Annotated in this window: 19 protein-coding genes and 2 pseudogenes; 9 read left to right on the top strand and 12 right to left on the bottom strand. The window is 65.5% G+C overall.

Annotation, left to right across the window (positions count from 1 at the left end):
• The first annotated feature begins 20 nt into the window (after positions 1-20).
• The 3 genes from BLV97_RS13700 (at position 21) to BLV97_RS13690 (ending at position 3,307) form a co-directional block, all read left to right on the top strand.
• The gene (locus BLV97_RS13700; protein WP_035847117.1) at positions 21-1,205 is read left to right on the top strand and encodes a M24 family metallopeptidase; all 1,185 of its coding nucleotides are present in this window, start codon (positions 21-23) and stop codon (positions 1,203-1,205) included.
• Positions 1,206-1,256: 51 nt separating this feature from the next.
• Positions 1,257-1,991 (top strand): GntR family transcriptional regulator, encoded by a 735-nt coding sequence (locus BLV97_RS13695; protein ID WP_244521028.1) that lies wholly within the window; start codon positions 1,257-1,259, stop codon positions 1,989-1,991.
• 434 nt (positions 1,992-2,425) lie between these two features.
• Positions 2,426-3,307: a DMT family transporter gene (locus BLV97_RS13690; RefSeq protein ID WP_035847115.1), complete on the top strand. Its 882-nt coding sequence runs from the start codon at positions 2,426-2,428 to the stop codon at positions 3,305-3,307.
• Here the strand turns inward: BLV97_RS13690 and BLV97_RS21990 are convergent.
• Positions 3,304-3,470 (bottom strand): annotated as a pseudogene (locus BLV97_RS21990) (IS481 family transposase); the annotation flags it as partial. The gene BLV97_RS13690 and the pseudogene BLV97_RS21990 overlap by 4 nt on opposite strands.
• Between BLV97_RS21990 and BLV97_RS13685 the strand changes: the two are divergent.
• The 5 genes and pseudogenes from BLV97_RS13685 to BLV97_RS13665 all read left to right on the top strand — a co-directional run.
• A pseudogene (locus tag BLV97_RS13685) lies at positions 3,438-3,761 on the top strand (transposase); the annotation flags it as partial. The pseudogenes BLV97_RS21990 and BLV97_RS13685 overlap by 33 nt on opposite strands.
• 468 nt (positions 3,762-4,229) lie before the next feature.
• The gene (locus BLV97_RS13680; protein ID WP_035847112.1) at positions 4,230-4,556 is read left to right on the top strand and encodes a hypothetical protein; all 327 of its coding nucleotides are present in this window, start codon (positions 4,230-4,232) and stop codon (positions 4,554-4,556) included.
• A gap of 191 nt (positions 4,557-4,747) precedes the next feature.
• Positions 4,748-5,758: a YncE family protein gene (locus BLV97_RS13675; RefSeq protein ID WP_143037540.1), complete on the top strand. Its 1,011-nt coding sequence runs from the start codon at positions 4,748-4,750 to the stop codon at positions 5,756-5,758.
• Positions 5,759-5,973: 215 nt separating this feature from the next.
• Positions 5,974-6,819, top strand: coding sequence for a DMT family transporter (locus tag BLV97_RS13670; RefSeq protein WP_035847107.1), 846 nt, complete (start codon positions 5,974-5,976; stop codon positions 6,817-6,819).
• Positions 6,820-7,018: 199 nt separating this feature from the next.
• A complete protein-coding gene (locus BLV97_RS13665) occupies positions 7,019-7,672 on the top strand; it encodes a DsbA family oxidoreductase (RefSeq protein ID WP_035847106.1) in 654 nt (217 codons plus the stop codon).
• 49 nt (positions 7,673-7,721) lie between these two features.
• Here BLV97_RS13665 and BLV97_RS13660 read toward each other — a convergent pair whose 3' ends face one another.
• The 7 genes from BLV97_RS13660 to BLV97_RS13630 all read right to left on the bottom strand — a co-directional run bounded on the left by BLV97_RS13660 (position 7,722) and on the right by BLV97_RS13630 (position 14,892).
• On the bottom strand, positions 7,722-8,564 hold the full coding sequence (locus BLV97_RS13660; protein WP_035847104.1) for a PhnE/PtxC family ABC transporter permease: 843 nt from the start codon (positions 8,562-8,564) through the stop codon (positions 7,722-7,724).
• Entirely contained in the window at positions 8,561-9,346 is a 786-nt protein-coding gene (locus BLV97_RS21430) for an ABC transporter permease subunit (protein ID WP_035847102.1), read from the bottom strand. The genes BLV97_RS13660 and BLV97_RS21430 overlap by 4 nt, the downstream gene beginning before the upstream one ends.
• A complete protein-coding gene (gene phnC / locus BLV97_RS13650) occupies positions 9,336-10,166 on the bottom strand; it encodes a phosphonate ABC transporter ATP-binding protein (RefSeq protein WP_051646356.1) in 831 nt (276 codons plus the stop codon). Before phnC ends, BLV97_RS21430 begins: the two co-directional genes overlap by 11 nt.
• Before the next feature lie 77 nt (positions 10,167-10,243).
• Positions 10,244-11,293 (bottom strand): PhnD/SsuA/transferrin family substrate-binding protein, encoded by a 1,050-nt coding sequence (locus tag BLV97_RS13645; RefSeq protein WP_035847100.1) that lies wholly within the window; start codon positions 11,291-11,293, stop codon positions 10,244-10,246.
• Between the two features lie 35 nt (positions 11,294-11,328).
• Positions 11,329-12,057 carry a phosphonate metabolism transcriptional regulator PhnF gene (gene phnF, locus BLV97_RS13640; RefSeq protein ID WP_035847098.1) on the bottom strand — a complete coding sequence of 243 codons (729 nt, stop codon included), beginning with the start codon at positions 12,055-12,057 and terminating at the stop codon, positions 11,329-11,331.
• 144 nt (positions 12,058-12,201) lie between these two features.
• The gene (locus BLV97_RS13635) at positions 12,202-13,908 is read right to left on the bottom strand and encodes an ABC transporter permease (protein WP_035847095.1); all 1,707 of its coding nucleotides are present in this window, start codon (positions 13,906-13,908) and stop codon (positions 12,202-12,204) included.
• Between the two features lie 6 nt (positions 13,909-13,914).
• Entirely contained in the window at positions 13,915-14,892 is a 978-nt protein-coding gene (locus BLV97_RS13630; protein WP_035847093.1) for an ABC transporter substrate-binding protein, read from the bottom strand.
• Between the two features lie 148 nt (positions 14,893-15,040).
• Between BLV97_RS13630 and BLV97_RS13625 the strand changes: the two genes are divergently transcribed.
• Positions 15,041-16,132, top strand: coding sequence for an ABC transporter ATP-binding protein (locus tag BLV97_RS13625; protein ID WP_051646355.1), 1,092 nt, complete (start codon positions 15,041-15,043; stop codon positions 16,130-16,132).
• 135 nt (positions 16,133-16,267) lie between these two features.
• On the opposite strand, the gene BLV97_RS13620 is transcribed toward BLV97_RS13625, so the two are convergent.
• The 4 genes from BLV97_RS13620 to BLV97_RS13605 are packed head-to-tail and all read right to left on the bottom strand — an operon-like array spanning position 16,268 to position 20,695.
• A complete protein-coding gene (locus BLV97_RS13620; protein ID WP_035847091.1) occupies positions 16,268-17,188 on the bottom strand; it encodes an SMP-30/gluconolactonase/LRE family protein in 921 nt (306 codons plus the stop codon).
• A 15-nt stretch (positions 17,189-17,203) separates the two neighbouring features.
• Positions 17,204-18,166 (bottom strand): ABC transporter permease, encoded by a 963-nt coding sequence (locus BLV97_RS13615; protein WP_035847089.1) that lies wholly within the window; start codon positions 18,164-18,166, stop codon positions 17,204-17,206.
• A gap of 25 nt (positions 18,167-18,191) precedes the next feature.
• The gene (locus BLV97_RS13610) at positions 18,192-19,151 is read right to left on the bottom strand and encodes an ABC transporter permease (protein ID WP_035847087.1); all 960 of its coding nucleotides are present in this window, start codon (positions 19,149-19,151) and stop codon (positions 18,192-18,194) included.
• Positions 19,148-20,695 (bottom strand): sugar ABC transporter ATP-binding protein, encoded by a 1,548-nt coding sequence (locus BLV97_RS13605; protein WP_092164102.1) that lies wholly within the window; start codon positions 20,693-20,695, stop codon positions 19,148-19,150. Before BLV97_RS13605 ends, BLV97_RS13610 begins: the two co-directional genes overlap by 4 nt.
• Between the last annotated feature and the right edge of the window lie 11 nt (positions 20,696-20,706).

Here is a 20,706-nt window from a genome sequence, read left to right as displayed (position 1 = left end):
TTCATCCTTCCGGAGACATCATGACCGCCCAGACCCCATCTTTCTCCGCGGCGGAATATTCCCGCCGTCTGGCCAAGGTTCGCACAGCGATGGCGGCGCAGGAGCTCGACCTGCTATTCGTCGAGGATCCGTCGAACATGCATTGGATGACGGGCTATGACGGCTGGTCCTTCTACGTCCATCAGGGCGTCATCGTGCTGCCCGACGCCGATCCGATCTGGTGGGGCCGGCGGCAGGATGCGAACGGCGCATTCCGCACCGTCTGGATGGCCGACGAAAGGGTGCACTTCTATGCCGACAATTATGTTCAGTCGACCGAACGCCACCCGATGCAGGACCTTGCCCGCCTGATCCGCGACACGGTGGGCGATAAGGCCCGGATCGGCCTGGAGCTTGAGAATTACTATTTCTCCGCCAAGGCGTATCTGACGCTGCGCGAGGATCTGCCGGGGGCGGATCTTCAGGACGCGACCGCGCTGGTGAACCGCGCCCGCGGGGTCAAGAGCGCCGAGGAAATAGCCTTCATGCGCAAGGCCGCGCGGATCTCGGAGAAGATCATCGACGGTCTGGTCGAGCGCGCCCGCCCCGGCCTGCCCAAGAACGAGCTGGTCGCCGAGGCCTATGGCGACGCGATCCGCGGCGCAGATGGCGAATGGGGCGACTACCCCGCGATCGTGCCTCTGATGCCCACGGGAAAGGATGCCTCCGCTCCGCACCTGACATGGGACGGACGGCCCCTGCCCGCGCAAACCGCCACGTTCTTCGAAATCTCGGGCTGCTTCCGACGCTATCATGCCCCGCTCTGCCGCACCGTCTTCCTCGGCACCCCGCCGGACGACCTGAAACGCGCCGAGGCGGCGCTGGTCGAAGGACTCGAGGCCGGGCTCGACGCCGCCCGCGCCGGCAACCGCGCCTGCGACATCGCCGAGGCGCTGGCCGCGCCGCTGACCCGGGCGGGCATCGACCGGGCGGCGCGCTGCGGCTATCCGGTGGGCCTTTCCTATCCGCCGGACTGGGGCGAGCGGACAATTTCGCTCCGCTCCGAGGACCAATCAGTGCTGGAGCCGGGCATGACCTTCCACTTCATGCCGGGCCTCTGGATGGACGATTGGGGGCTGGAGATCACCGAAACAATCCTGATCCGCGAAAGCGGCGCTGCCGAATGCCTTTGCGACCGGCCGCGCAGGATGTTCGTGAAGGATTGATCGTGGGGCGGACCGCAAATTGCTTGATCGCCGCGGCCCGCCCGCGCAACCTTGGCCCGGGCGGGCCACGGCGGCACGCCTGAAGCAGAGAGGCACGGTATAAGCAACCCCAAGGACCCGCAGACCAGCCCCGCGCGCGAACGCTACGCGCTGCTCTGCGACACGCTCCGCGACCGTATCTGCCTGCTCGATTACCCGCCCGGCACCCGGCTGAGCGAGGAGGCGCTGGCCAGCGAATTCGGCATCAGCCGCACACCGCTGCGGCGGGTGCTGGGCTGGCTCGAATCCCAGGGACTGCTGGTTTCGGTCCAAGGGGTCGGCACGATCGTCACCGATGTCGAGCTGGAAGAGCTGGCGCAGGTCTATCAGTTGCGGATGGAACTGGCCGACCTGATCGGCAAGCTCTCGCCCCTGCCGCCCGATGCAGAGACCGTCGCGCTGATGCGCAGCCTGCGCCAGCGCGGGCAGAAGCTGGCGGCCGAACCCGATACACGCAGCTTCGCGCGGCTGAATATCGAGTTCTTCCATGCGCTGATGCGCTGCTCGGGCAATGCACCGCTGCGCGAGATTTCAGAGCGGCTCTACTACCAGACCACCCGGATCTGGCTGAAGTCGATCTCGCATCTCGACCTCGCCGAGGAGGTCGCGATCTTCGCCGACGAGATCAACGACGTTTGCACCGCGGTCGAACTGGGCGACATCATGGCTGCCGCCAGCATCCGCCGCGCCCATATCTCGATGAGCTTCTGGCGCCTCGGCCAGAACGGCGGCGGCCCCGCAGAATGAGGGGCGGCGCCAGATCGCCCGCCCGGGGCCACGTCCCATTTTCGCCCGAGACGCGCCGCAGGGGGACTGTCGGACAGATGCGAACCCGTCTCCCCCACGGCAGCCGAGCTGACCCGTATTCGGCATAGAGGCCGCGCCACTCGGCGAGAGCGGCGGGGCGCGGTTCGTAGTTGGCGTGGCGCTTCGCGAGTACCCGTCCCCGAGGTCGCGGGATAAATCCGTCCGGGGATAGGGGACGCGCGGCTGTCAGCCGAATTGGGCAACGGCGTCTGTCGAAATTGCCATCGCACATCAGGCGGGACCGACTCCAGGGCCGGTCTTGTCCTCAAAACAATTGCAAGGGCGCGTGCCGGGGCTGGACGCCGCGGCCCCGGGCGCGCAAGGATCGCGGCAACAGACCCTGCCCGAGCCGCCCCATGCCCGCAGACCCTCGAATGACCGCCGCGGATGTGGCCAAGGCGATCGGCATCGCGCTGATCTGGGGCATGGGCTTTGTCGTCGCCAAGTCAGGAACCGAGACCTTCCCGCCGATCCTGTTGCAGGCGCTGCGCTTCGTCGTCACGTCGGTGGCGCTCGTTTGGTTTCTTCCCCGACCTGCGGGCAACATGCGCTGGCTGCTCATCGCCACCTTCGTCGGCGCGACCGTGCAATACGCGTTGACCTTCACCGGTCTCACCGGGCTCAGCGCCGGGGTCGCCGCGCTTGTCGTGCAGACCGAGGTGCCGTTTCTCGTGCTTCTCGGGGCGCTGGTCATGGGCGAGCGCCCGACCCGCCGCAAATGGGTCGGCATCGGCATCGCCTTCGCCGGTGTCGCGGTGATCACCGGCATCGGGCATCTTCAGGGATCGCTCGGCTCGATCCTTCTGGTGTTGGGGGGGGCCTTCACCTGGGCCATGGGCCAGGTGCTGGTGCGCAAGATCCGCGGGCTGAACGGCCTTGCCGTCACCGGCTGGATCGCGGTTCTCGCGGTGCCCCAGCTTTTCGTGGCGTCGTTTCTGTTCGAGTCCGGTCAGCGCGCGGCGATCGTTTCGGCCGGGCCGTCTGTCTGGTTCGCGGTCCTCTATCTTGGCCTTGTCATGCAGGCGCTCGGCTACGCGTGGTGGAATTTCCTCCTCATCCGACATGAAGTCGGCAAGGTGGCACCCTTCCTGCTGCTGCTGCCGATCTTCGCCGTGCTCGGCGGGGTTGTCTTTCTTGGCGAAGCGCTGGTCCCGTCGCGGCTGATCGGCGGGGCGATCATTCTTGCCGGGGTTGCCCTGATCAGCACGGACAAGGGCAGAGCGCTGCCCGCGCCGGTCGCGGTCGAACCCGCCTAGATGTTCAGTCCCGACATCTGGTGGATCGGGTTGAGGTTGAAACTGTCCGGTTCCGAAGTCCTGATCTTGCAGATGCATTCGTATGGCATGAGGCCGCCGGGTGTCTTGAGCCTGCGGGCGAAGTTGCAAGTGCCATGAAGTCGGCGAGGTGCGTGCGTCGCTGAGGGCCTTCCTCACCCGCCCGATCGAGGGGGATTGGCCCTGTCTGTGGATCGACGCGACCTACCTCGAGGTCCGGCGCGGCGGGCGGCACGAGGTTCTGGGCCTGGAAATAGGCACCTCCGGGGCCAAGCCGATCTGGACCGAGTTCCTGCGCAAGCTGACGCGCCGGGGGCGGCGCGGGGCCAATCTGGTCATCAGCGACGCCCACGATGGCCTCAAGGCTGACGTCTCAAAGGTTCTTTGCCCCACCTGGCGGCGGTGCCTAGTCCACTTCCAGCGAAATGCCCTCGCCCAGCCTCGCCAGTTTGCGGAGCATGTCGATCATGACGGCCAGACGAGGGTGGCGAAGATCGTCTTGTTGCCGGGTGCGGCCCGCGCGGCCCGTCCGGCGCCGCGATGGTCGCGCGAAGTCACGCGAAAACACGTATCTGTGATGCAGGTTTAAACTGAACAGTTCAGTTTTACATTCCTGTCACGAACCGACGAGACGCACCCGGAAACGGGAAGGGGATAGACCCGGTCTCATCGGTTCCCGATCGATAACCCCGGGATGCGGCAGATGCTGCATCCATAATAAGAGAGTCACATTCGTCTGGCCAAACCCGGCCTGGCGGTCGCATCAGCCCAGCGTTTCGAAAATGAGATAGCGTCTTCGCGCAGATCCTCAAGGATCGGCACCGAAGTCGGTTTGCCCGTTTCCGACCCGCTCAGCCGCGCCGACAGGACCCGCGCCAGATGCTGTGAAGGAAAGGAAGAAAAGATGGCTACCCGTCTGACGAAAATCGCCGCGATCGCTCTTGTCTCGCTGACCGCCGCCGCGCCGATGGCGATGGCCTATGGCGTGGCATCCGATGCCAGCGCGAACCCTCTGTCGGTCTCGGTCGAGGCCCTGACCCCGCAGCCGGACCTGGCCTATCTGCCGGTCAGCGCCGCTGATGCGCAAGGCTCGGCCGGCGTGGTCAAAGTCGCCGAACTGGGCGCAGAGCCGCGGATGCCCTTCGCGCAGCAATCCACCGGCCCAATCGCTGGCAGCACCCATGTCGTGGTGACCGGCAACCTGACGGTGAACCCCGCGACCGCGCACTAAGCGCCACTTGCGACGCATATTCTGGGGGGCGGCTTCAGGGCCGCCCCCCAGCCATGAGGGGGCATCCACGCCATCAACAGCGGCCCTCCGCACCGAATAACCGCAACGTTTCTTTTACTTTCTAGTGTTCTCGGTAACGCCTAACCAAGCTCTTGAGTCGTCATTGCGTCATCAATCAGGAGTTTGGATACATGCTTAAAAGAGCCACGCTTTTTGCCGTTACCCTGGCGATAGCCCCGGCCGCCTACGCAAGCAGTAACACCACTGTCCTCGGCGCGACGGCAAACCAACCGAAAGGTCCTGGTCACGGTCAGGTATTGTTCATTGACCCGGCGACCCGGACGGCCAGCAGTGCGAGTTTCGCGAAGGCCGGAACACTTGCGGGCAACAGCTTCTATGCCGGGTATGACGCCGCCACGAAAACCATCTTTGTTCCATCGCCCGTCGGACGCGTCACCGTCCTGAATGAGAAAACCGGCCATCGCGTCGGAACGTTCTCGACCATCAAGGGCGCCCGGGTCGCGGATGTTCTGGGGCAAAAGAAACTTCTTATGGTGCTGTCGGGAAAATCATTGGCGGCCTACTCGCTGCCAGGCCACACCCCTCTGTTCACCATACCGGTTGGGGGCAATGCGCTTGCGACAAACCGTTCGGAAACGAAATTGTTTGTCGGCGGAAATATGGACAGGAAAATCACCATTGTTGATATTCCTTCCGGCCGGATCGCCGGAACATACCCTGTTGCCGGATCTGGCGATCTTCTCATGGCCCGGGGAAATCTGTTTTCAGCGGATATCAAGACCGGCGTCATGAGCGTGGTCAATACCGCGACGGGCAAGGTGACACGGATAAAGACCCCGGAGGTCGATCCTCATTTTTCCTATGCGGCAATACCGCATGCGACCGCAGGCTTCATGCAGCTTGCGAAATCCCCGGACCAACAGGTTGTCTATAGCGCGGGTTTTTCCGGTCATATCCTGAAGTTCTCGGCCGAGCACCCGAAATACCTTGGAGAGATCCCGGTCCGGGCGGGTGAAGGTATGAGCAAGCTCAGTGGGTTGGCCATCGTTCAGGGCGGCAAGGATGCCTTGGTAACGGTCGAGAACCGTCATGAGGCGGCATTGGTTGATCTGAAAAACGGAAAAATCCTTCATGTGTTCAAGGGCGATTCAAGCAATCGCTGGGTCGTGGCCCGCAGCTAGCGACCGCGTCACCCCGGACCCTTCTCCACGGGCGGTTCGGGGCAGTTGCGCCCTTGGGCCTGCTTTTCAGCGGGTTCCGGGGGCGGGCGGCCCCCCCTGCGCATGCGGGCGGCCATCCCAAGGCGGTGCGGATGAGGTGAACGGCCCGTCTGCGCCTTGAATTCGCGGTGCAACGGTGCAAGTCCTCGCATGCAATCCATTTCCGCGGAGCCCGGATGCGACTGTTTCTGCTGATCCTCGTCACCATGATCGCCTTCGCGGCGAATTCCGTGCTTACCCGGATGGGCCTTGCCGAGGGGCGCATCGGCCCGGCGGCGTTCAGCGCGATACGGCTTGCCTCGGCGGCGCTGGCGCTGTCCTTGCTGGTGATCTCGCGCGGGCGGAAGCTGCCGCTTGCAACCCCGGGGCGGTGGCGGGGCGTTCTGGCGCTGGCCGTCTATGTGCTGGGGTTTTCCTTCGCCTATGTGTGGCTTTCGGCCGGGGTGGGCGCGCTGATATTGTTCGGCGCGGTCCAGATCACGATGTTCTCCGCCGCCCTGCGGGCAGGAGAGCAGATGCCCCCGCAGCGTCTGATCGGGGCGGCGGTGGCCTTCGCCGGGCTGGTCTGGCTGATGTGGCCGGCGGGGCATGCCACGCCTGATCTGGCGGGCTCTTTTCTGATGGCCGCCGCGGGCATCGCCTGGGGCGCCTATTCGATCCTGGGCCGGGGCGCCAGCGAACCCGAGGCAGACACCGCCGCGAATTTCCTGCTGGCCACGCCGTTCGGGCTCGCCGCGCTTCCCCTTGCGGTGGGCGCGCCGCTGACCCCGACGGGGGTGGGCCTGGCGCTGGCCTCTGGCGTGGTGACATCGGGGCTGGGATATGTGCTGTGGTATCATGTGCTGCCGCAGCTTCGGGCCTCGACCGCGGCGATCGCGCAGCTTGGGGTTCCGATCCTTGCCACCGCCGGCGGGGTTGCCCTTCTGGGCGAGGCGCTTAGCTGGCGCTTCGTGACCGCCACGGTTCTGGTGCTTGGGGGTATTGCGCTTTCGCTCCGCCGGCCGCGGCGTTTGCGGGATTAGCCTATGCCGCCGCTGACAAGACAAGCCGCTGTGCGCGATGGATAGGCAGGTTGTGCGCCTGAGGCTATGTGCGCCCGGGGCGGCTTTCTGATATGGAGTCCGAAGGCGGCGGTGATTTTGGCGGCCTTCGATTTCACGATTTGCATGACAGGCTTCGGGGCAGTCGCATCGTCCCTGGCCGTGGCGGAAAGGCAAGACCATGACCGAACCAACCAAACCCCTGCGCATCGACATCGTGTCGGATGTGATGTGCCCCTGGTGCGTCATCGGCTATCGCCAGCTGGCCGCCGCGCTGGAGGCGACCGGCACCGCGCATGAAATCCACTGGCACCCGTTTGAGCTGAACCCCAAGATGCCGCCCGAGGGCCAGAACCTGCGCGAGCATGTGGCCGAGAAATATGGCAGCACCCCCGAGCAGTCCGAGGAAAGCCGCGTCAGGATGACCGCCATCGGCGCAGAGGTGGGCTTTGCCTTTGGCTTTTCCGACGACATGCGGATGCACAACACCTTCAACACGCATCAGTTGCTGCATTGGGCGAACCTTTCGGGCCGGAAGCACGACCTGAAACAGGCCTTGTTCACCGCCCATTTCACCGAGCGGCGCAATCTGTCGGACGACGCCGTGCTGGCCGATGTGGCCGCCGGGATCGGGCTGGATCGCGCCGAGGCGCTGGCCGTTCTGGCCGACCAGAGATTTGCCGCGGATGTGCGGGCCGCTGAAAACCACTGGATCCGTCAGGGGATCCAGGGTGTTCCGGCCGTGGTCTTCGAAGGCCGCCACCTCGTCACCGGCGCGCAAGGGGTGGAGAATTACAAGAATATCCTCGACCAGCTTGCCAAGATGCCTGCCTGAGCAACGGCGCCCCATAGCGCATAAAGCTATGGGGCCCCCTGCCCGGCGATCAGCCGGCATGCTTGATCCGGCCCTTGGCGCGGGTCGCGGCGGCCTCGAGGGCCATGGCGAAGCCGAGGATGATATAGGTGATCAGCCCCACCTCGCGAAGGTCGAAATAGAAGCCGCTGGCCATGAAAAGATCGAACCCCACGCCCGAGGCGCCCGCGGCAGCGCCCATGGCCACGGCATTGGCGAAATTGATCTCGAACCGCAGGAACGTCCAGGAAAGCAGATAGCTGAACGAGGACGGGATGACGGCCTGAAACACGATCTGCCACCAGTTCGCGCCGCTTGCCTTGAGCGCCTCGATGACGCTGCGGTCGAGGTCTTCGAACGATTCCGCATAGGCCTTGGTCAGGTAGCTGATGGAATGGAAGGTCATGCCAACCACCGCCGCCGTGCTGCCAAGGCCGGCGGCCACGGCGAAGATCAGCACCCACAGGATCGTCGGCACCGCCCGAATGAGGGCGACCAGCGCCATGATGATCACGGTCACCGGCTTTGGCGACAGGTTCTGGGCGCCGAGAAGCCCCAGGAACAGGGCGATGATGCCGCCGAACAGCGTGGTCAGAAACGCCAGACCAAGGGTGATGACCACCTCTTCCAGCGCGCTGAGGAAGGACAGACGCGGCCCGCCGGGATGCAGGAAGATGATCTTCAGGTTGGCGAAGGTGTCGCGCACCGCCTCGGCCATGTCGATGCCACCGAAATCGAGCGTCGCCAGCGCATAGATCGTCGTCCCTGCCAGCCCCAGCAGCAGCAGACGGATGACAACCTTTTCCTTGCGCAGGGGCCTGCCCGGCAGGCGGGGCGTGGCTGGCCTGCCCGGGATCTGCTGCAAGGCCGTCACAGGATGATCCTTCTGACGTAGTTCGAGAACATCTCGATCACGATGATGGTGATCACGATCATGATCACCACCAGGCTGGCCTCGTGAAAATGGAAGCTCTTGTAATAGAGGTCGAAGGTGAAGCCGATGCCGGTGCCGGTCAGCAGGCCGACAAGGGTGGCGTCGCGGATGTTGGTGTCGATCATGAACAGTAGCCAGCTGACCATTTGCGGCAGGCATGACGGCAGCACCGCCTGAAAGATGATGGCGAAATACCCCGCGCCGGTGGCCCGCAGCGCCTCGACGGCATCGAGGCTGGCCTCGTCCACCGTTTCGATGAACGCACGGGTGAGAAAGCCGAACGAGCCGAAGAACAGCGCCAGATAGCCGGTCACCAGGCTCTGGCTGAAGGCCAGCATCAGGATCATCGCCCAGGCAACCAGCGGGATGTTGCGAAACACCGACGCCAGCCCCCTGACCAGAATGCTGGACAGCGCGTTGAAGCGCGTGGTGCGTGACCCGAGCATGGCCATGAAGGCCGCGAAGATCGCGGCAACCGTGGTCGCGGCGATCGACATCAGCACGGTCTGCCACAGCTTTTGCAGGATCTCCGGCAGCCGCGCCATGGCGTGGTGATCTGGGTAGAAATTGTGCGCCCCCCAGGCAAAGGCTTTGGCGATGCTGGTGAAGCCCGCGACCACGTCATATTGGGTGATGAGGATCGACCCTGCCGTCAGTGCCGCGACGGAAAGGAAGAACACCAGACCGTTGTTGAAGCGCCGCGCGAAGATGTCAGCTGGCATATTGTTCCCCAAGCTCGGCGGTCAGGCTGCGGGAATCCGCGCCGTAGATCTCGGATATCTTCTCGGGGGTCAGCTCCTCCGGGCGCCCGTCGAACACCAGCCGCCCGGCGTTGACGCCCAGAATGCGATCGGAATATTTGCAGGCGACATTCACCTGATGCAGGTTGACGATCAGGGCGATGTCCATCTCTTGCGAGAACCGTTTCAGCTGTTCCATGATATTGCGCGAGGCGTTGGGATCGAGCGAGGCGATCGGCTCGTCGCACAGGATCATCCGGGGGTCCTGCAACAGCGCCCGGGCGATGCCGACGCGCTGCTTCTGGCCGCCGCTCAGCCGGTCGCAGCGCTGGTAGAGATGGTCGCTCAGCCCCAGCGTCGCGATCACCTCGGTGGCCTGGCGCTTTTCTTCGCGGCTATAGTGGCCCGCGGCCCCCGCGAGGGTGGATTTGGCGCCGAGCCGGCCATGCAGCACGTTCTCGATCACCGTCAGCCGCTCGACAAGGTTGTAGTGCTGGAAGATCATGCCGATCTTGCTGCGCAGCCGCTTCAGGCTCTTGCGGTCAAGCAGGCCGACCGACGCGCCCTCGAAACTCACCTCGCCGCTGGTCGCCTCGATCATCCGGTTGATACAGCGCAGCAGGGTCGACTTGCCGGCCCCGGACGGGCCGATCACTGAGACGAACTCACCCTTTCGGATCGAGAAACTGATGCCGTCCAGCGCCGGTTTTCCCGCGTCGTAGCGTTTGACGAGCTGGCTGACCTCCAGCAACGGGCGTCCGGGCAGCAACGGGCGTCCGGGAAATTGCGAAACCTGTGTCATCCACCATTCCTCGAACGGGCAAAGCCAAAGCCGGTATCGGGGCCCGGCGGGTGCCGGACCCCAAAAGGGTTGCGGGATTACTGGATCCCCAGAACCTTGCGCATCGGGTCGTACCAGGCGTCGGTGACCTTCACGAAGCGGGCGGGGCGCTGGAAATCCGACCCTTTGGCACCGGCGGGGGCAAAGATCTTGGGATCATTGGCCACCGCGTCCGAGGTCAGGACATTCGTGATCTGGGCCATGGTCTTGTCGCTCAGATAGGCGCTGTTGACCTCGAAGGGCGGGTTCAGCACCGGGATCGACTTGATGATGACGAATTCCTTGCCTCCGAGGGCGGAAAACGGCGCAGCGGCGTCTTTCTTGATGGCATAGACCGCGCCGGCGGTGTTGTCGGTCCCCGAGACCAGCTTGACATAGGGCGCCACCAGAAAGTCGCAGACCGCCGCCACATCGGCATGTCCGGTCAGCGCATTGACCAGCGACAGCTGGTGCGACCCGCCGAACATCACCTTCGAGAAGAAATGCCCCGACCCGCCCTGCGCCAGATCTTCCTTGGTCAGGGTCTTCCATTTGGCCTGCTTGTCGAAAGTGCTCAGAATGGCCGCCGCGGGCATGTTGAAGCCCGACGTCGAGCTTGCCGACACGAAGGACATCCGCTTGCCGACGATATCGCCGATGCCGAAATGGCCATCGGTCTCATATTGCGCCTCATTGCCCTTCTTGACCACGAAGCGGCTGTAATACAGCGCATCCTTCAGGGTGCCGGAGGGCCCGGAATTGACCACCAGCGGAATGACCTTGGGGTTGCGGGCATGCGAGGTCAGGTATTCGTTCGCCCCGAACCAGCCGATCTGGGCCTGACCGTTTTCCAGCGCGGCAATGGCGATCGCATAGTCGGTGGTAAGCTTGTTGACCACCTTCTTGCCGGTTGCCTCGGAGATGACCTTGGCGATCTCGTCGCGCATTCCGGCCTGACCGTCCGACGAGTCGTTGGGCAGCCAGGCGATGGTCAGCGTATCGGGTTCCTTGGCCGACGCGGCGCTGGCCGAGGAGGCGGCCAGGATGCCGCCGCCAAGGGAGAAGGCCAGCGCCAGAGCGCTTGCCGTGAGAATATGCTTGCCATACATTGTGAAGGCTCCTGCAGGGTTGATCGGTAAGAGGATCAGGGATTGATGCGCAGTTGAATCCGGTCGGCGCGAAACCGGGTCAGGGCGTATTCGAGCGGGGTTCCATCCCGTTCGCATACATTGACGCTTTTGACCCGCAGCACGGGCTGGTTCTTCGGCATGCTCAGCAATGAGGCATCGTCGCCCTGCGGGAGCATCGCACTGATCAGGCTTTCGACCCGCTGCAGCCGGCGCTGGTAGCGCTCGCCGAGATGTTCATGCAGCGATCCGCCGTCATAGCCTGCGGGCAGTTCGGGAAAGACCGATTGCGGCAGGAAATGCGACACCACGCAGACCGGCCGGTCGTCGGCCAGTCGCAGGGTCTCGATCCAGATCGTGGGGCTATGCTCGGCCAGGCCCAGACGGGTTGCGACGCCGCCCCGGGCCGGAATCACCAGCTTGCGCAGGATCCGGCTGCCGGCCGTCATGCCAAGGGCTTCGAAGGCCTGGGTGAAACGGGTGCCGCGCCCAAGCATGTAATCCATCAGCCAGTCGAGCACGAAAGTCCCGGTGCCGTGGCGCCGCTCCAGCAGGCCGTCGGCGACCAGTTCGTCCACCGCCCGGCGCAGCGTGTGCCGGTTGACGCCAAAGCGCGCGGCCAGCTCGGTTTCCGAGGCCAGACTATCCCCCGGCGCCATGGTCGAGGCGATCTCTTCTCTGAGAAGCCGCGCGATCTGGCTGTAGATCGCTTCGCCGCCGGTTCGCTGCAATGCCGCAAGACTCATCTAGATGTCTCCATCAGGTATGAGCGGCAGGCTACCGAGCCGATATGATGGATTGATGACCCGGGGACGAAGATGCTGCGACGCCAGGGACGGCGGCATGGCCAATGCGGCGCGGGGTGTCGCGGGGCCGCTCTGGCGCCGTGATCAGGGCCGCCACGGGATGACGCCCGGCGGTAAACGGCGTGCGGCAAGGCTTACAAGGCCCATCAGCGCGACGGTGACCCCCACCGTCAGCATCGCCATCGCGGCGGCCAGCGTGGTCGCGCCGCCGTCTTCGTAATTGAAGATCGTCGTGCCGACCGTTTCGGTCCCCGTCGACCACAGCAGGGACGAAACCGTCACCTCGTTATAGGCCGTCAGAAACACCAGAATTGCCCCCGAGGCCGCCGCCGGGGCGATCATAGGAACCAGAATGCGGCGAAATCGCTGCCCGAAGCCCGCGCCTGACACCCGCGCGGCCGCATCGAGGCTTTCGTCGATCTGCGCCGCCGCCGCGGCAACGGGTTTCAGCGCGATCGAGAAGAACGCCGTGAGATAGGCCAGAAAGATGATTGCCAGCGTGTTGTAAAGCGACAGGTGCAGGATCGGCAGGGGCCTCAGGAAGGCAAGGATGAACGCGATCGAGATGACGATCCCGGGGACGGCATAGGTGATCTCGCCCAGCGTCACGATGGCCGAGGTGATGCTGCGCGGCACCGGGCTGCGGCGCCCGACCAGAAACACCGACAGCAGCATTGCCGCCAGCGCCAGTGTCACCCCCGCGCCGCCCGCCGCGAGGGTGCTGTTGACGAAGGCCCGCAGTGTCGCCTGCTGACGAAACAGAACCTCGGTGTAGTTCGACAGGGTGATGGTCGATGCGTTCAGCGCGACTCCATAGGTCGGCACCAAGGAGGTCGAAAGCAACGCGGTAAGCGGCACCACGACGGTCAGCACGATGTAGAGCAGGATCACCGCCTCGACGACCGGGCGCAGCCGCCCGAGGCGAAATGAAATGGGCGCCTGCAGCCGCCCCGGCAGGCGCGCGCCGATACGCCGCTGCAATGCCATCTGGATCAGCACAGCGGCAATCGCGACGATCCCCAGCAGCGCCGACAGCGTCGCCACATCGCCCAGCATCGAGGGGCCAAAGCTGGACAGCCTCTGCCAGATCAGCACTGGCAACGTGATGTAGCGCCCCGGAATGCCCAGAAGCGCCGGAATGCCGAAATTGCCAAGCGTCGAGACGAAGGCAAGGGCATAGGCGGCGATCAGGGCCGGCGCGCTGATCGGCAGCAGCACCCGCGTCAGCGCCCTGCCCGGGCCCGCCCCCGCGATCCTTGCGGCATCGACCAGCGCGCGTGGCAGCCGCCGCAGCGCGGCAAGCATCACCAGAAACACCAGCGGCGCGTGTTGAATGGTCAGCAGCAGAATGACGCCGTCGCGCGAATAAAGCGGGTTCGTCGTCCCGATCGGCGGCGCCAGCCCGAGCGCCTTCAGCAGCACGCTGGCGGGGCCGGTCGCCTGAATCCAGGCAATCGCGGTGACATGCTGCGGGATCATCATCGGCAGGATCAGCGCGAAGACGATGGCCCCCTTGGCGCGCAGATCGCCCAACCCCAGCGCGAAGGCCAGCGCGGCGCCGATCAGCAGCGCGAACAGCCCGGACCACCCGGCGGTCTCGACACTGTGCCAAAGCGCGCGCCGCACCGTCGCATCCTGCAGCGCTGCGCGCAGCGGCGCGAGCGTCATCTGACCGCCCGCGCTAAGCGCGAGGCGGCCCAGAAGCCCGAGCGGAAAGGCAAACAGCACCGCCGACATGAGGGTCAGCGCGCCGAGGGTTGCCCACTCGCCGCGCTGCAGACGTATGGCCATCGCGGGTCAGCCGCCGAACATCGCCGCGAACTTCTTCAGATTTGCCGTGTTGTCCTTCAACGCCTGCGCGGGATCGAAGGGCAGCAGCTTGATCTGGCTGCGCGGCGGAAACCCCGGGGGCGGCGCGATGTTCGCATCGGCAGGCAGATAGCCCATCTTGGCCGCCAGCCTCTGACCAGCGGGGGAAAGCAGGAAGTTGACGAAGGCCTTGGCGGCGGGCACGTTCTTTGCCGTCTTCAGGATCGCGACCGGCTCGGTCACGGCGGTCAGCCCTTCGCTCGGGGCGACAAAGGCAACCGGCGCGCCCTTGGCCGCACCGCGCACCGGCAGGTAATCCACGACAAAGCCATACAGCTTTTCGCCGCTGGCAACCGCCTTGTAGGCCGCACCGTTGCCGCCCTGCGCCACCGCGCCCTGATCGGCCAGACCCTGGTAATACTTCCAGCCCAGTGCCGGATCGGCGGTGATGGCATCCAGCTGGATCGCCGCGGCCCCCGAATTCAGGGGCGAGGGCATCACGATCATGCCCTTGGCTTCCGGCTTCAGCAGATCCTTGTAGGACGTCGGCTTCATCGGCGCGCTGGTATTGTATATGATCCCGGTGGTGATCAGCTTGGTCGAGAAATAATAGCCCTGCGGATCCATCAGGCCCTTGGCGAAGCGCTTGGTGTCGGCCCCGGGATAGGCCATCAGCCGGCCTGCCTGTTTCAGCGATTGCATCGTCACCATATCGGCAATCAGCAGAACGTCGGGCTGCGGCGCGCCGGCGGCGAATTCGGCCCGCAGCTTGGCCATCATCTGGGTGGTTCCGTCCCGCACCCACTGCACCTTGACGGCGGGGTATTTCGCCTCGAAGGCGTCGACGGTCTTCTGCGCGTCGGCATTCGGCTGCGAGGTATACAGCACCAGCTTTCCGGCCACCTCGGCCTGCGCCGCCCCTGCCGTGAGGGCAAGGGCCAGGGCAACGGCTCCAAATCGCAACATGATCTCTCTCCTCTTCGATGGGACGACTACTTTGCCCCGGTGCTAGTCGCCTGAAGTGACAGCCGCGTGACGCGCCGCTTGGGCGGGCCTGTCACCATGCTGTTGCAAACTGCGCTTAGGCGGGAAGGGACCCGGCTGGATTGCCAAGATGCGCGACTTCGACCCGCACGAATATGCGACCGACACCGCCGACACCCCTGACGCCGCCGTGCGCATCGAGGGCGTTTCGCTGCGCCTTGGCCAGACCGAGGTGCTGCGCGGCATCGATCTGACGCTGAAGCCGGGGCGCGTCCTCGCCCTGCTGGGCCCCTCGGGCTGTGGCAAGACGACGGTGCTGCGCCTTGTTGCCGGCATGCTTGCGCCGGATCGCGGCCGGGTGACGATCCGCGGCGCCGTGGTCGCGGACGGTTCGTCGCGCCGCTTCGTGCCGCCCGAGCACCGGGGTCTGGGGATGGTCTTTCAGGACTACGCGCTCTGGCCGCATCTGAGCGTCGCCCACAACGTCAGCTTCCCGCTCGAGATGCAGCGCATCCCGGCCAAGCGGCGCGACGCGATGACCCATGCTGCCCTCGCGCGCGTCGGTCTTTCCGCGATGGCAAAGCGCCGGCCAGCGGATCTGTCGGGCGGCCAGCAACAGCGCGTGGCAATCGCCCGCGCGGTTGTCGGCGGGCCCGGTCTTGTGCTGTTCGATGAGCCGCTGTCAAACCTCGACCGCGAATTGCGCGAGGCGATGATCGACGAGATCGCCGGGCTGGTGGCCGATCTCGGCCTGACGGCGCTGTATGTGACCCATGATCACGCCGAGGCGTTTTCGCTGGCCCATGAGGTCGCCGTGATGCGCGCGGGCCGGATCGAGCAGATCGCCGCGCCCGAAGTGCTGGTGGACCGCCCCGCGACCCCCGATGTCGCCCGGTTCCTGCGCCTCGGTGCCCTTCTGCCGGTAGAGCGCGCGGCGCAGGGGTGGTGCATCGCCGGAGGTGCCGTGATCGCGCCGCATGATGCCGCCCCGGCAGGCAGCACGCAGGTCCTTCTTGCGGCACGGTTGCTGCGTGTCGGAGCGGCAGAAGACGGCGCGATCCATGCGCGGGTTCTGCGCTGCCTTTTCCGGGGCGACGCGCATCTGGCGACGGTGCGTCTTGCCGGCGGCGAAACCCTGCAGGTGCCGGTATCCCGGCGCCTTGATCCCGGTCAGGCGGTCGGATTGCGCATCGCCCCCAGCGCGCTGCGGTGGTTCCCCTGACTGGGCCGTCGCCCGCACCGCGGTCGGTCGGCATGTTTATGGCGCTGCGTTGCGCGCGGCCACATTGGCGACGCTGGGCCGAAATCTGGCGATCGCCGTTCTGCCCGGACCTTGGTGAACGGCCTTCCGGGGATGTCAGCCCCTGACCGGGCTGACGCCGTTCACCGGCAGCCGCACGCCATAGAGCGAGGTCGTGCCGCAGATATAGAGGTAGTTCAGCTTCGGCCCGCCGAAGCACAGGTTCGCCACCACCTCGGGCACCAGCACCTTGCCCAAAAGCGTGCCGTCCGGATGGTAGCAATGCACCCCGTCCGCGGCGCTGGTCCAGATCCGGCCCTCGGTGTCGAGCCGGAAACCGTCAAAGAGACCGTTTTCGCATGTGGCGAAGATCTCGCCGCCCTTCAGCGCGCCACCCGTGCCAACCTGGAAGCGGCGGATGTGGCGGGGGCCGTTCTCGACATGGCTGACGCCGGTGTCGGCGATGTAGAGCAGGCTTTCGTCGGGCGAGAAGGCCAGCCCGTTGGGCTGCACGAAGTCGTTCGCCACCACCTGCGGCGCACCGTCTTCGGGGCCGACGCGGTAGACGTGGTTCCCGTCCTGCTCGAGCACGCCCTTGTTGCCCTCATAGTCGCTTTCGCTGCCATAGACCGGATCGGTGAACCAGATAGAGCCGTCCGACTTTACCACCACGTCGTTGGGGCTGTTCAGCCGGCTGCCCTTGTGGCTGTCGGCGATCACCGTGATCGATCCGTCCAACTCGGTCCGGGTCACCCGCCGCGCGCCATGCTCGCAAGACACCAGCCGGCCCTGGCGGTCGACCGTATGCCCGTTCGCGTTGTTCGCGGGCTGGCGGAACACCGACACCGCGCCGCTGCATTCGTCCAGCCGCAGGATCCGGTCGTTGGGGATGTCGGACCACAGAAGATAGCGGCCCGCGGCGAACCAGACCGGCCCCTCCGCCCAGCGGCAGCCGGTGTAAAGCCTGTCGACCCCGGCGTTGGCCTTGTGAAGGGGGCGAAATCTGGGGTCGCGGATCTCGTAATGCTGTGCGGCCATGGGGATCTCCTGGCGTCAATCGGTGGGGCGCGCCTCACGCGCGTAGAGAAGCACCAGCGCAAGGATGATCACCCCGAAGACGACATCCTTGCCGGCCTGCCCGATCTGGGCGGTGGACAGCAGCGATTGCAGGATGACGACGATCAGCGCCCCGGCGATCGTGCCGACATAGCCGCCCGAGCCGCCCATCACATTGGTGCCGCCAATGATCACAGCCGCGATCGGGATCAGCAGGTAATCGTTGCCCATCCCCAGATAGGTCTGCGAGGCGTATCCGGTCAGCAGGATGCCCGCCAGCGCCGCGCCGAAACCCGAGACCATGAAGGCCCCAAGCACCACCTTGCGGCTGTCCACCCCCGACACGAACAGCGCGGTTTCGTTGTTGCCGATCGCGTAAAGGTAGCGCCCGAAGCGCGAGCGGCGCAGCACGACGACGGTGAAGACCGCCAAGAGCGCCCAGATGAGCGCCGCCGCGGGGATGCCGAAGATATTGCCCACCGCCATCTCGCGCACCACGGCGGGCACGTCGGATTTCGGCGGCTGGGCGTTGGTATAGACCAGCGACGCCCCTTGCAGCAGCGCATTCATCCCCAGTGTCCAGACCAGCGAATGCAGCCGGAAAACCGCAACCCCGACCGCGTTGATCGCGCCGATGACCAGCCCGCACAGCAGCGCGGCCCCCATCGCCAGCCAGACGGAATATCCGTCCGACGACAGCGTGGCCATCACCAGGGCCGAAAAGGTCAGGTTCCAGGGCACCGACAGGTCGATCTGCCCGATCAGGATCACCATTGTCTGCCCGATGGCGATGATCCCGATGAAGGCCGCGATCTGCAGCTGAGCGTGGATCCAGCGCCAGCTGGCAAGGCCGGGGTCGTAGACGAAGGCCGCGATCACCAGAAGCGCCAGCAAGGCATAGGCGACGGCCACCCCGTGGCGGGTGAAGTCCGACAGACGGCGGGCGAGCAAGTTGTCCATGGTCCTCCGGGTTCGGGTCTTGAGGTCAATTCTTGAGGATCGTCAGCCAGTTGCGGGTGCGCAGCGTCCAGAGGTTGCCGAACACCAGCACCACCATCAGGATGCCGCCCTGAAAGACGCTTTGATAGAATGGCGAGATGCCGGCGGCGAACAGCACGCTGATGATGATCGACAGGAAATAGGCCGCGATCACCGGGCCGGGCGCGACCCCGCGCCCGCCGCCCAGCAGCGCGCCGCCAAAGACCACCGCGGCGACCGAGTTCAGCGTATAGGAAGTGCCGATCGCGGCATCGCCCGATGTGGTCTGCGCGGTAAGGTATAGCCCGGCGGCGGCCGCGAAGACGCCGCCCATCACATAGGCCAGGATCAAGGTGCGCGGCACGTTGATCCCCGACATATGGGCACCGCCCGGGTTGTCGCCCACGGCCCGGATCGCGGTGCCCAGGCGCGAGCGCATCAACGGCGTCCAGACCGCGAACAGCATCACGAACAGCGCAACCATCGCATAGGGCAGATAGCCCCAGCCGCCGGTCAGGGCATTGGCGTAGAACGGCGGCACCAGGCCGCCCGGCTGTGGCCTCACCATCAGCGCCAGACCCGAAAAGATGTAAAGCGTGGCCAGCGTCACGATGATCGGCTGGATCCGCCCGTAGGCCACCAGCACCCCGTTGACCAGGCCCGCCCCCGCGCCCACCGCCAGCGTCAGCACGCAGACCGCAATGACCGAGGCCGGATGCGATCCCATGTAGGTGGCGGCGATGCAGTTGCTCAGGCTGACCACCGCGCCGACCGACAGATCGACGCCGCCGGTCAGCACCACGACAAGCTGCGCCAGCGCCGCCAGCGCCAGGGTGGTGCCCTGATTGGCCAGGATCTTCGCGCCGAAGGGCGACAGGATCAGCGGCTGGCGGATATAGTAGTAGATCAGCAGCAGCCCCAGCGCGACCACCGCCAGCACCGAGGTGTTGTAGCGTCTGAAGATCATGCTGGCACCTTCTCGGGTTTTGCGCCGTCCCCAAGCCCGAACGAGGCGGCCAGAATCTTCGGCTCGGTGATGTCGCGGCCTTCGAGGCTGCGCACCATCTGTCCGTCGTCCATCACCAGGACGCGGTGGCACAGGCCCGCAAGCTCGCTCGTTTCCGTCGTGTAGACGATCACGCCCTTGCCCGCGCGGGCGAGGCCGGCGATCAATTCGTAGAACGCGCGCTTGGTGCCCACGTCGATGCCGCGCGTCGGGTCATAGAACAGGAACACCTCGGCCCCGGTCGCCAGCCATTTCGCCAGCACCAGCTTTTGCTGATTGCCGCCCGAAAGCGACCGCGCCGGCTGTTCCATGCCGCCGACCTTGATTTCCAGCCGTGCGATCATCTGCGCCACGAACTGCCGCTCGCGCTTGAGCGAGACGAAGCCGAAGCGCCCGTAGGCGGGCAGGGTGGCCATCGAGACGTTCTCGCGCACGCTCATCGGCAGGACCAGACCCTCGGTCTTGCGGTCCTCGGGAATCAGGGCGATGCCGGCGCGCTTGGCGATCCAGGGTTTCGACAGCTTCGCGGGCTTGCCATGCAGCAGCACCCGGCCCGAAAGCCTGCGGTAGGCGCCGAACAGCGCCAGCAGCAATTCGCCCTGGCCCTGGCCTTCCAGCCCGGCGATGCCCAGCACCTCGCCGCCGCGCAGCCGCAGCGATATGTCCCTGAGCCGGCTGCCATCGGACATCCGCTCGACTTCCAGCAGCACCGGGGCGCCGGCGGGAAGGGGGCTGCGTTCGGGAAAGGATTTCTCGACCCGCTGGCCAAGCATCATCTCGACGATCTCTTCGTCGGAACACTCCGCCGCGGCGACGGTGCCGACAAGGGCGCCGTTGCGAAACACGCTCATCCGGTCGACGAATTCGCGGGTCTCGGCCATCCGGTGCGAGATGAACACCACCGAGGTGCCACCGGCCTTCAATTTGCGCAGCAGCGCGAAAAGCCGCTCTACCTCGGTCCGGCCCAATGCCGAGGTGCCCTCGTCAAGGATCAGCAGGCGCGGATCGCGTGACAGCGCCTTGAAGATCTCGACCAGCTGGCGGTCGGCCAGCGACAGATCGGACAGCATCGCGTCGGGGTTCAGGTGGTCGATACCGAGCCGGTCGAACAGCGCCCGCGCCGCCGCCCGCATCCGGCGCCCGCTGACCTGGCCCAGGCGGGTCAGCGGCTCATGCCCGATAAAGATGTTCTCGGCCACGGTCAGATGGGCAAAGAGCGAAAGTTCCTGAAACACCGTCGCCACACCCTGCGCGCCGGCGTCGGCGGGGCTGGAAAACGTCACCTCCTGCCCGTCGAAGAAGATCGTGCCGCTGTCGGGCGCCATCACGCCGCTGAGGATCTTCACCAGCGTCGACTTGCCGGCCCCGTTGGCGCCCAGAAGCGCGTGGATCTCGCCCCGGTCGCAGGCGAAATCGGCCGCGTTCAGCGCCTGGACGCCGCCGAAGCTTTTGGTGATCGCGCGCACCTCCAGAAGCGACCCCGCGCCAGTCGTTTCGGGTGTCATCCAAGTTCCCC

It is taken from the genome of Allgaiera indica (assembly GCF_900106675.1).
GTDB lineage: Bacteria > Pseudomonadota > Alphaproteobacteria > Rhodobacterales > Rhodobacteraceae > Acidimangrovimonas > Acidimangrovimonas indica.
Note: the sequence above shows the minus strand (reverse complement) of the source record. Positions and strands in the feature narration are given on the sequence as shown.

Coding starts and splice junctions, on each gene's coding strand:
- BLV97_RS13680 (WP_035847112.1), top strand. CDS start 4,230: ATGGCTACCCGTCTGACGAAAATCGCCGCGATCGCTCTTGTCTCGCTG.
- BLV97_RS13615 (WP_035847089.1), bottom strand. CDS start 18,166: ATGGACAACTTGCTCGCCCGCCGTCTGTCGGACTTCACCCGCCACGGG.
- BLV97_RS13675 (WP_143037540.1), top strand. CDS start 4,748: ATGCTTAAAAGAGCCACGCTTTTTGCCGTTACCCTGGCGATAGCCCCG.
- BLV97_RS13610 (WP_035847087.1), bottom strand. CDS start 19,151: ATGATCTTCAGACGCTACAACACCTCGGTGCTGGCGGTGGTCGCGCTG.
- BLV97_RS13645 (WP_035847100.1), bottom strand. CDS start 11,293: ATGTATGGCAAGCATATTCTCACGGCAAGCGCTCTGGCGCTGGCCTTC.
- BLV97_RS13670 (WP_035847107.1), top strand. CDS start 5,974: ATGCGACTGTTTCTGCTGATCCTCGTCACCATGATCGCCTTCGCGGCG.
- BLV97_RS13625 (WP_051646355.1), top strand. CDS start 15,041: ATGCGCGACTTCGACCCGCACGAATATGCGACCGACACCGCCGACACC.
- BLV97_RS13630 (WP_035847093.1), bottom strand. CDS start 14,892: ATGTTGCGATTTGGAGCCGTTGCCCTGGCCCTTGCCCTCACGGCAGGG.
- BLV97_RS21430 (WP_035847102.1), bottom strand. CDS start 9,346: ATGCCAGCTGACATCTTCGCGCGGCGCTTCAACAACGGTCTGGTGTTC.
- BLV97_RS13700 (WP_035847117.1), top strand. CDS start 21: ATGACCGCCCAGACCCCATCTTTCTCCGCGGCGGAATATTCCCGCCGT.
- BLV97_RS13690 (WP_035847115.1), top strand. CDS start 2,426: ATGACCGCCGCGGATGTGGCCAAGGCGATCGGCATCGCGCTGATCTGG.
- BLV97_RS13665 (WP_035847106.1), top strand. CDS start 7,019: ATGACCGAACCAACCAAACCCCTGCGCATCGACATCGTGTCGGATGTG.
- phnF (WP_035847098.1), bottom strand. CDS start 12,057: ATGAGTCTTGCGGCATTGCAGCGAACCGGCGGCGAAGCGATCTACAGC.
- phnC (WP_051646356.1), bottom strand. CDS start 10,166: ATGACACAGGTTTCGCAATTTCCCGGACGCCCGTTGCTGCCCGGACGC.
- BLV97_RS13605 (WP_092164102.1), bottom strand. CDS start 20,695: ATGACACCCGAAACGACTGGCGCGGGGTCGCTTCTGGAGGTGCGCGCG.
- BLV97_RS13620 (WP_035847091.1), bottom strand. CDS start 17,188: ATGGCCGCACAGCATTACGAGATCCGCGACCCCAGATTTCGCCCCCTT.
- BLV97_RS13635 (WP_035847095.1), bottom strand. CDS start 13,908: ATGGCCATACGTCTGCAGCGCGGCGAGTGGGCAACCCTCGGCGCGCTG.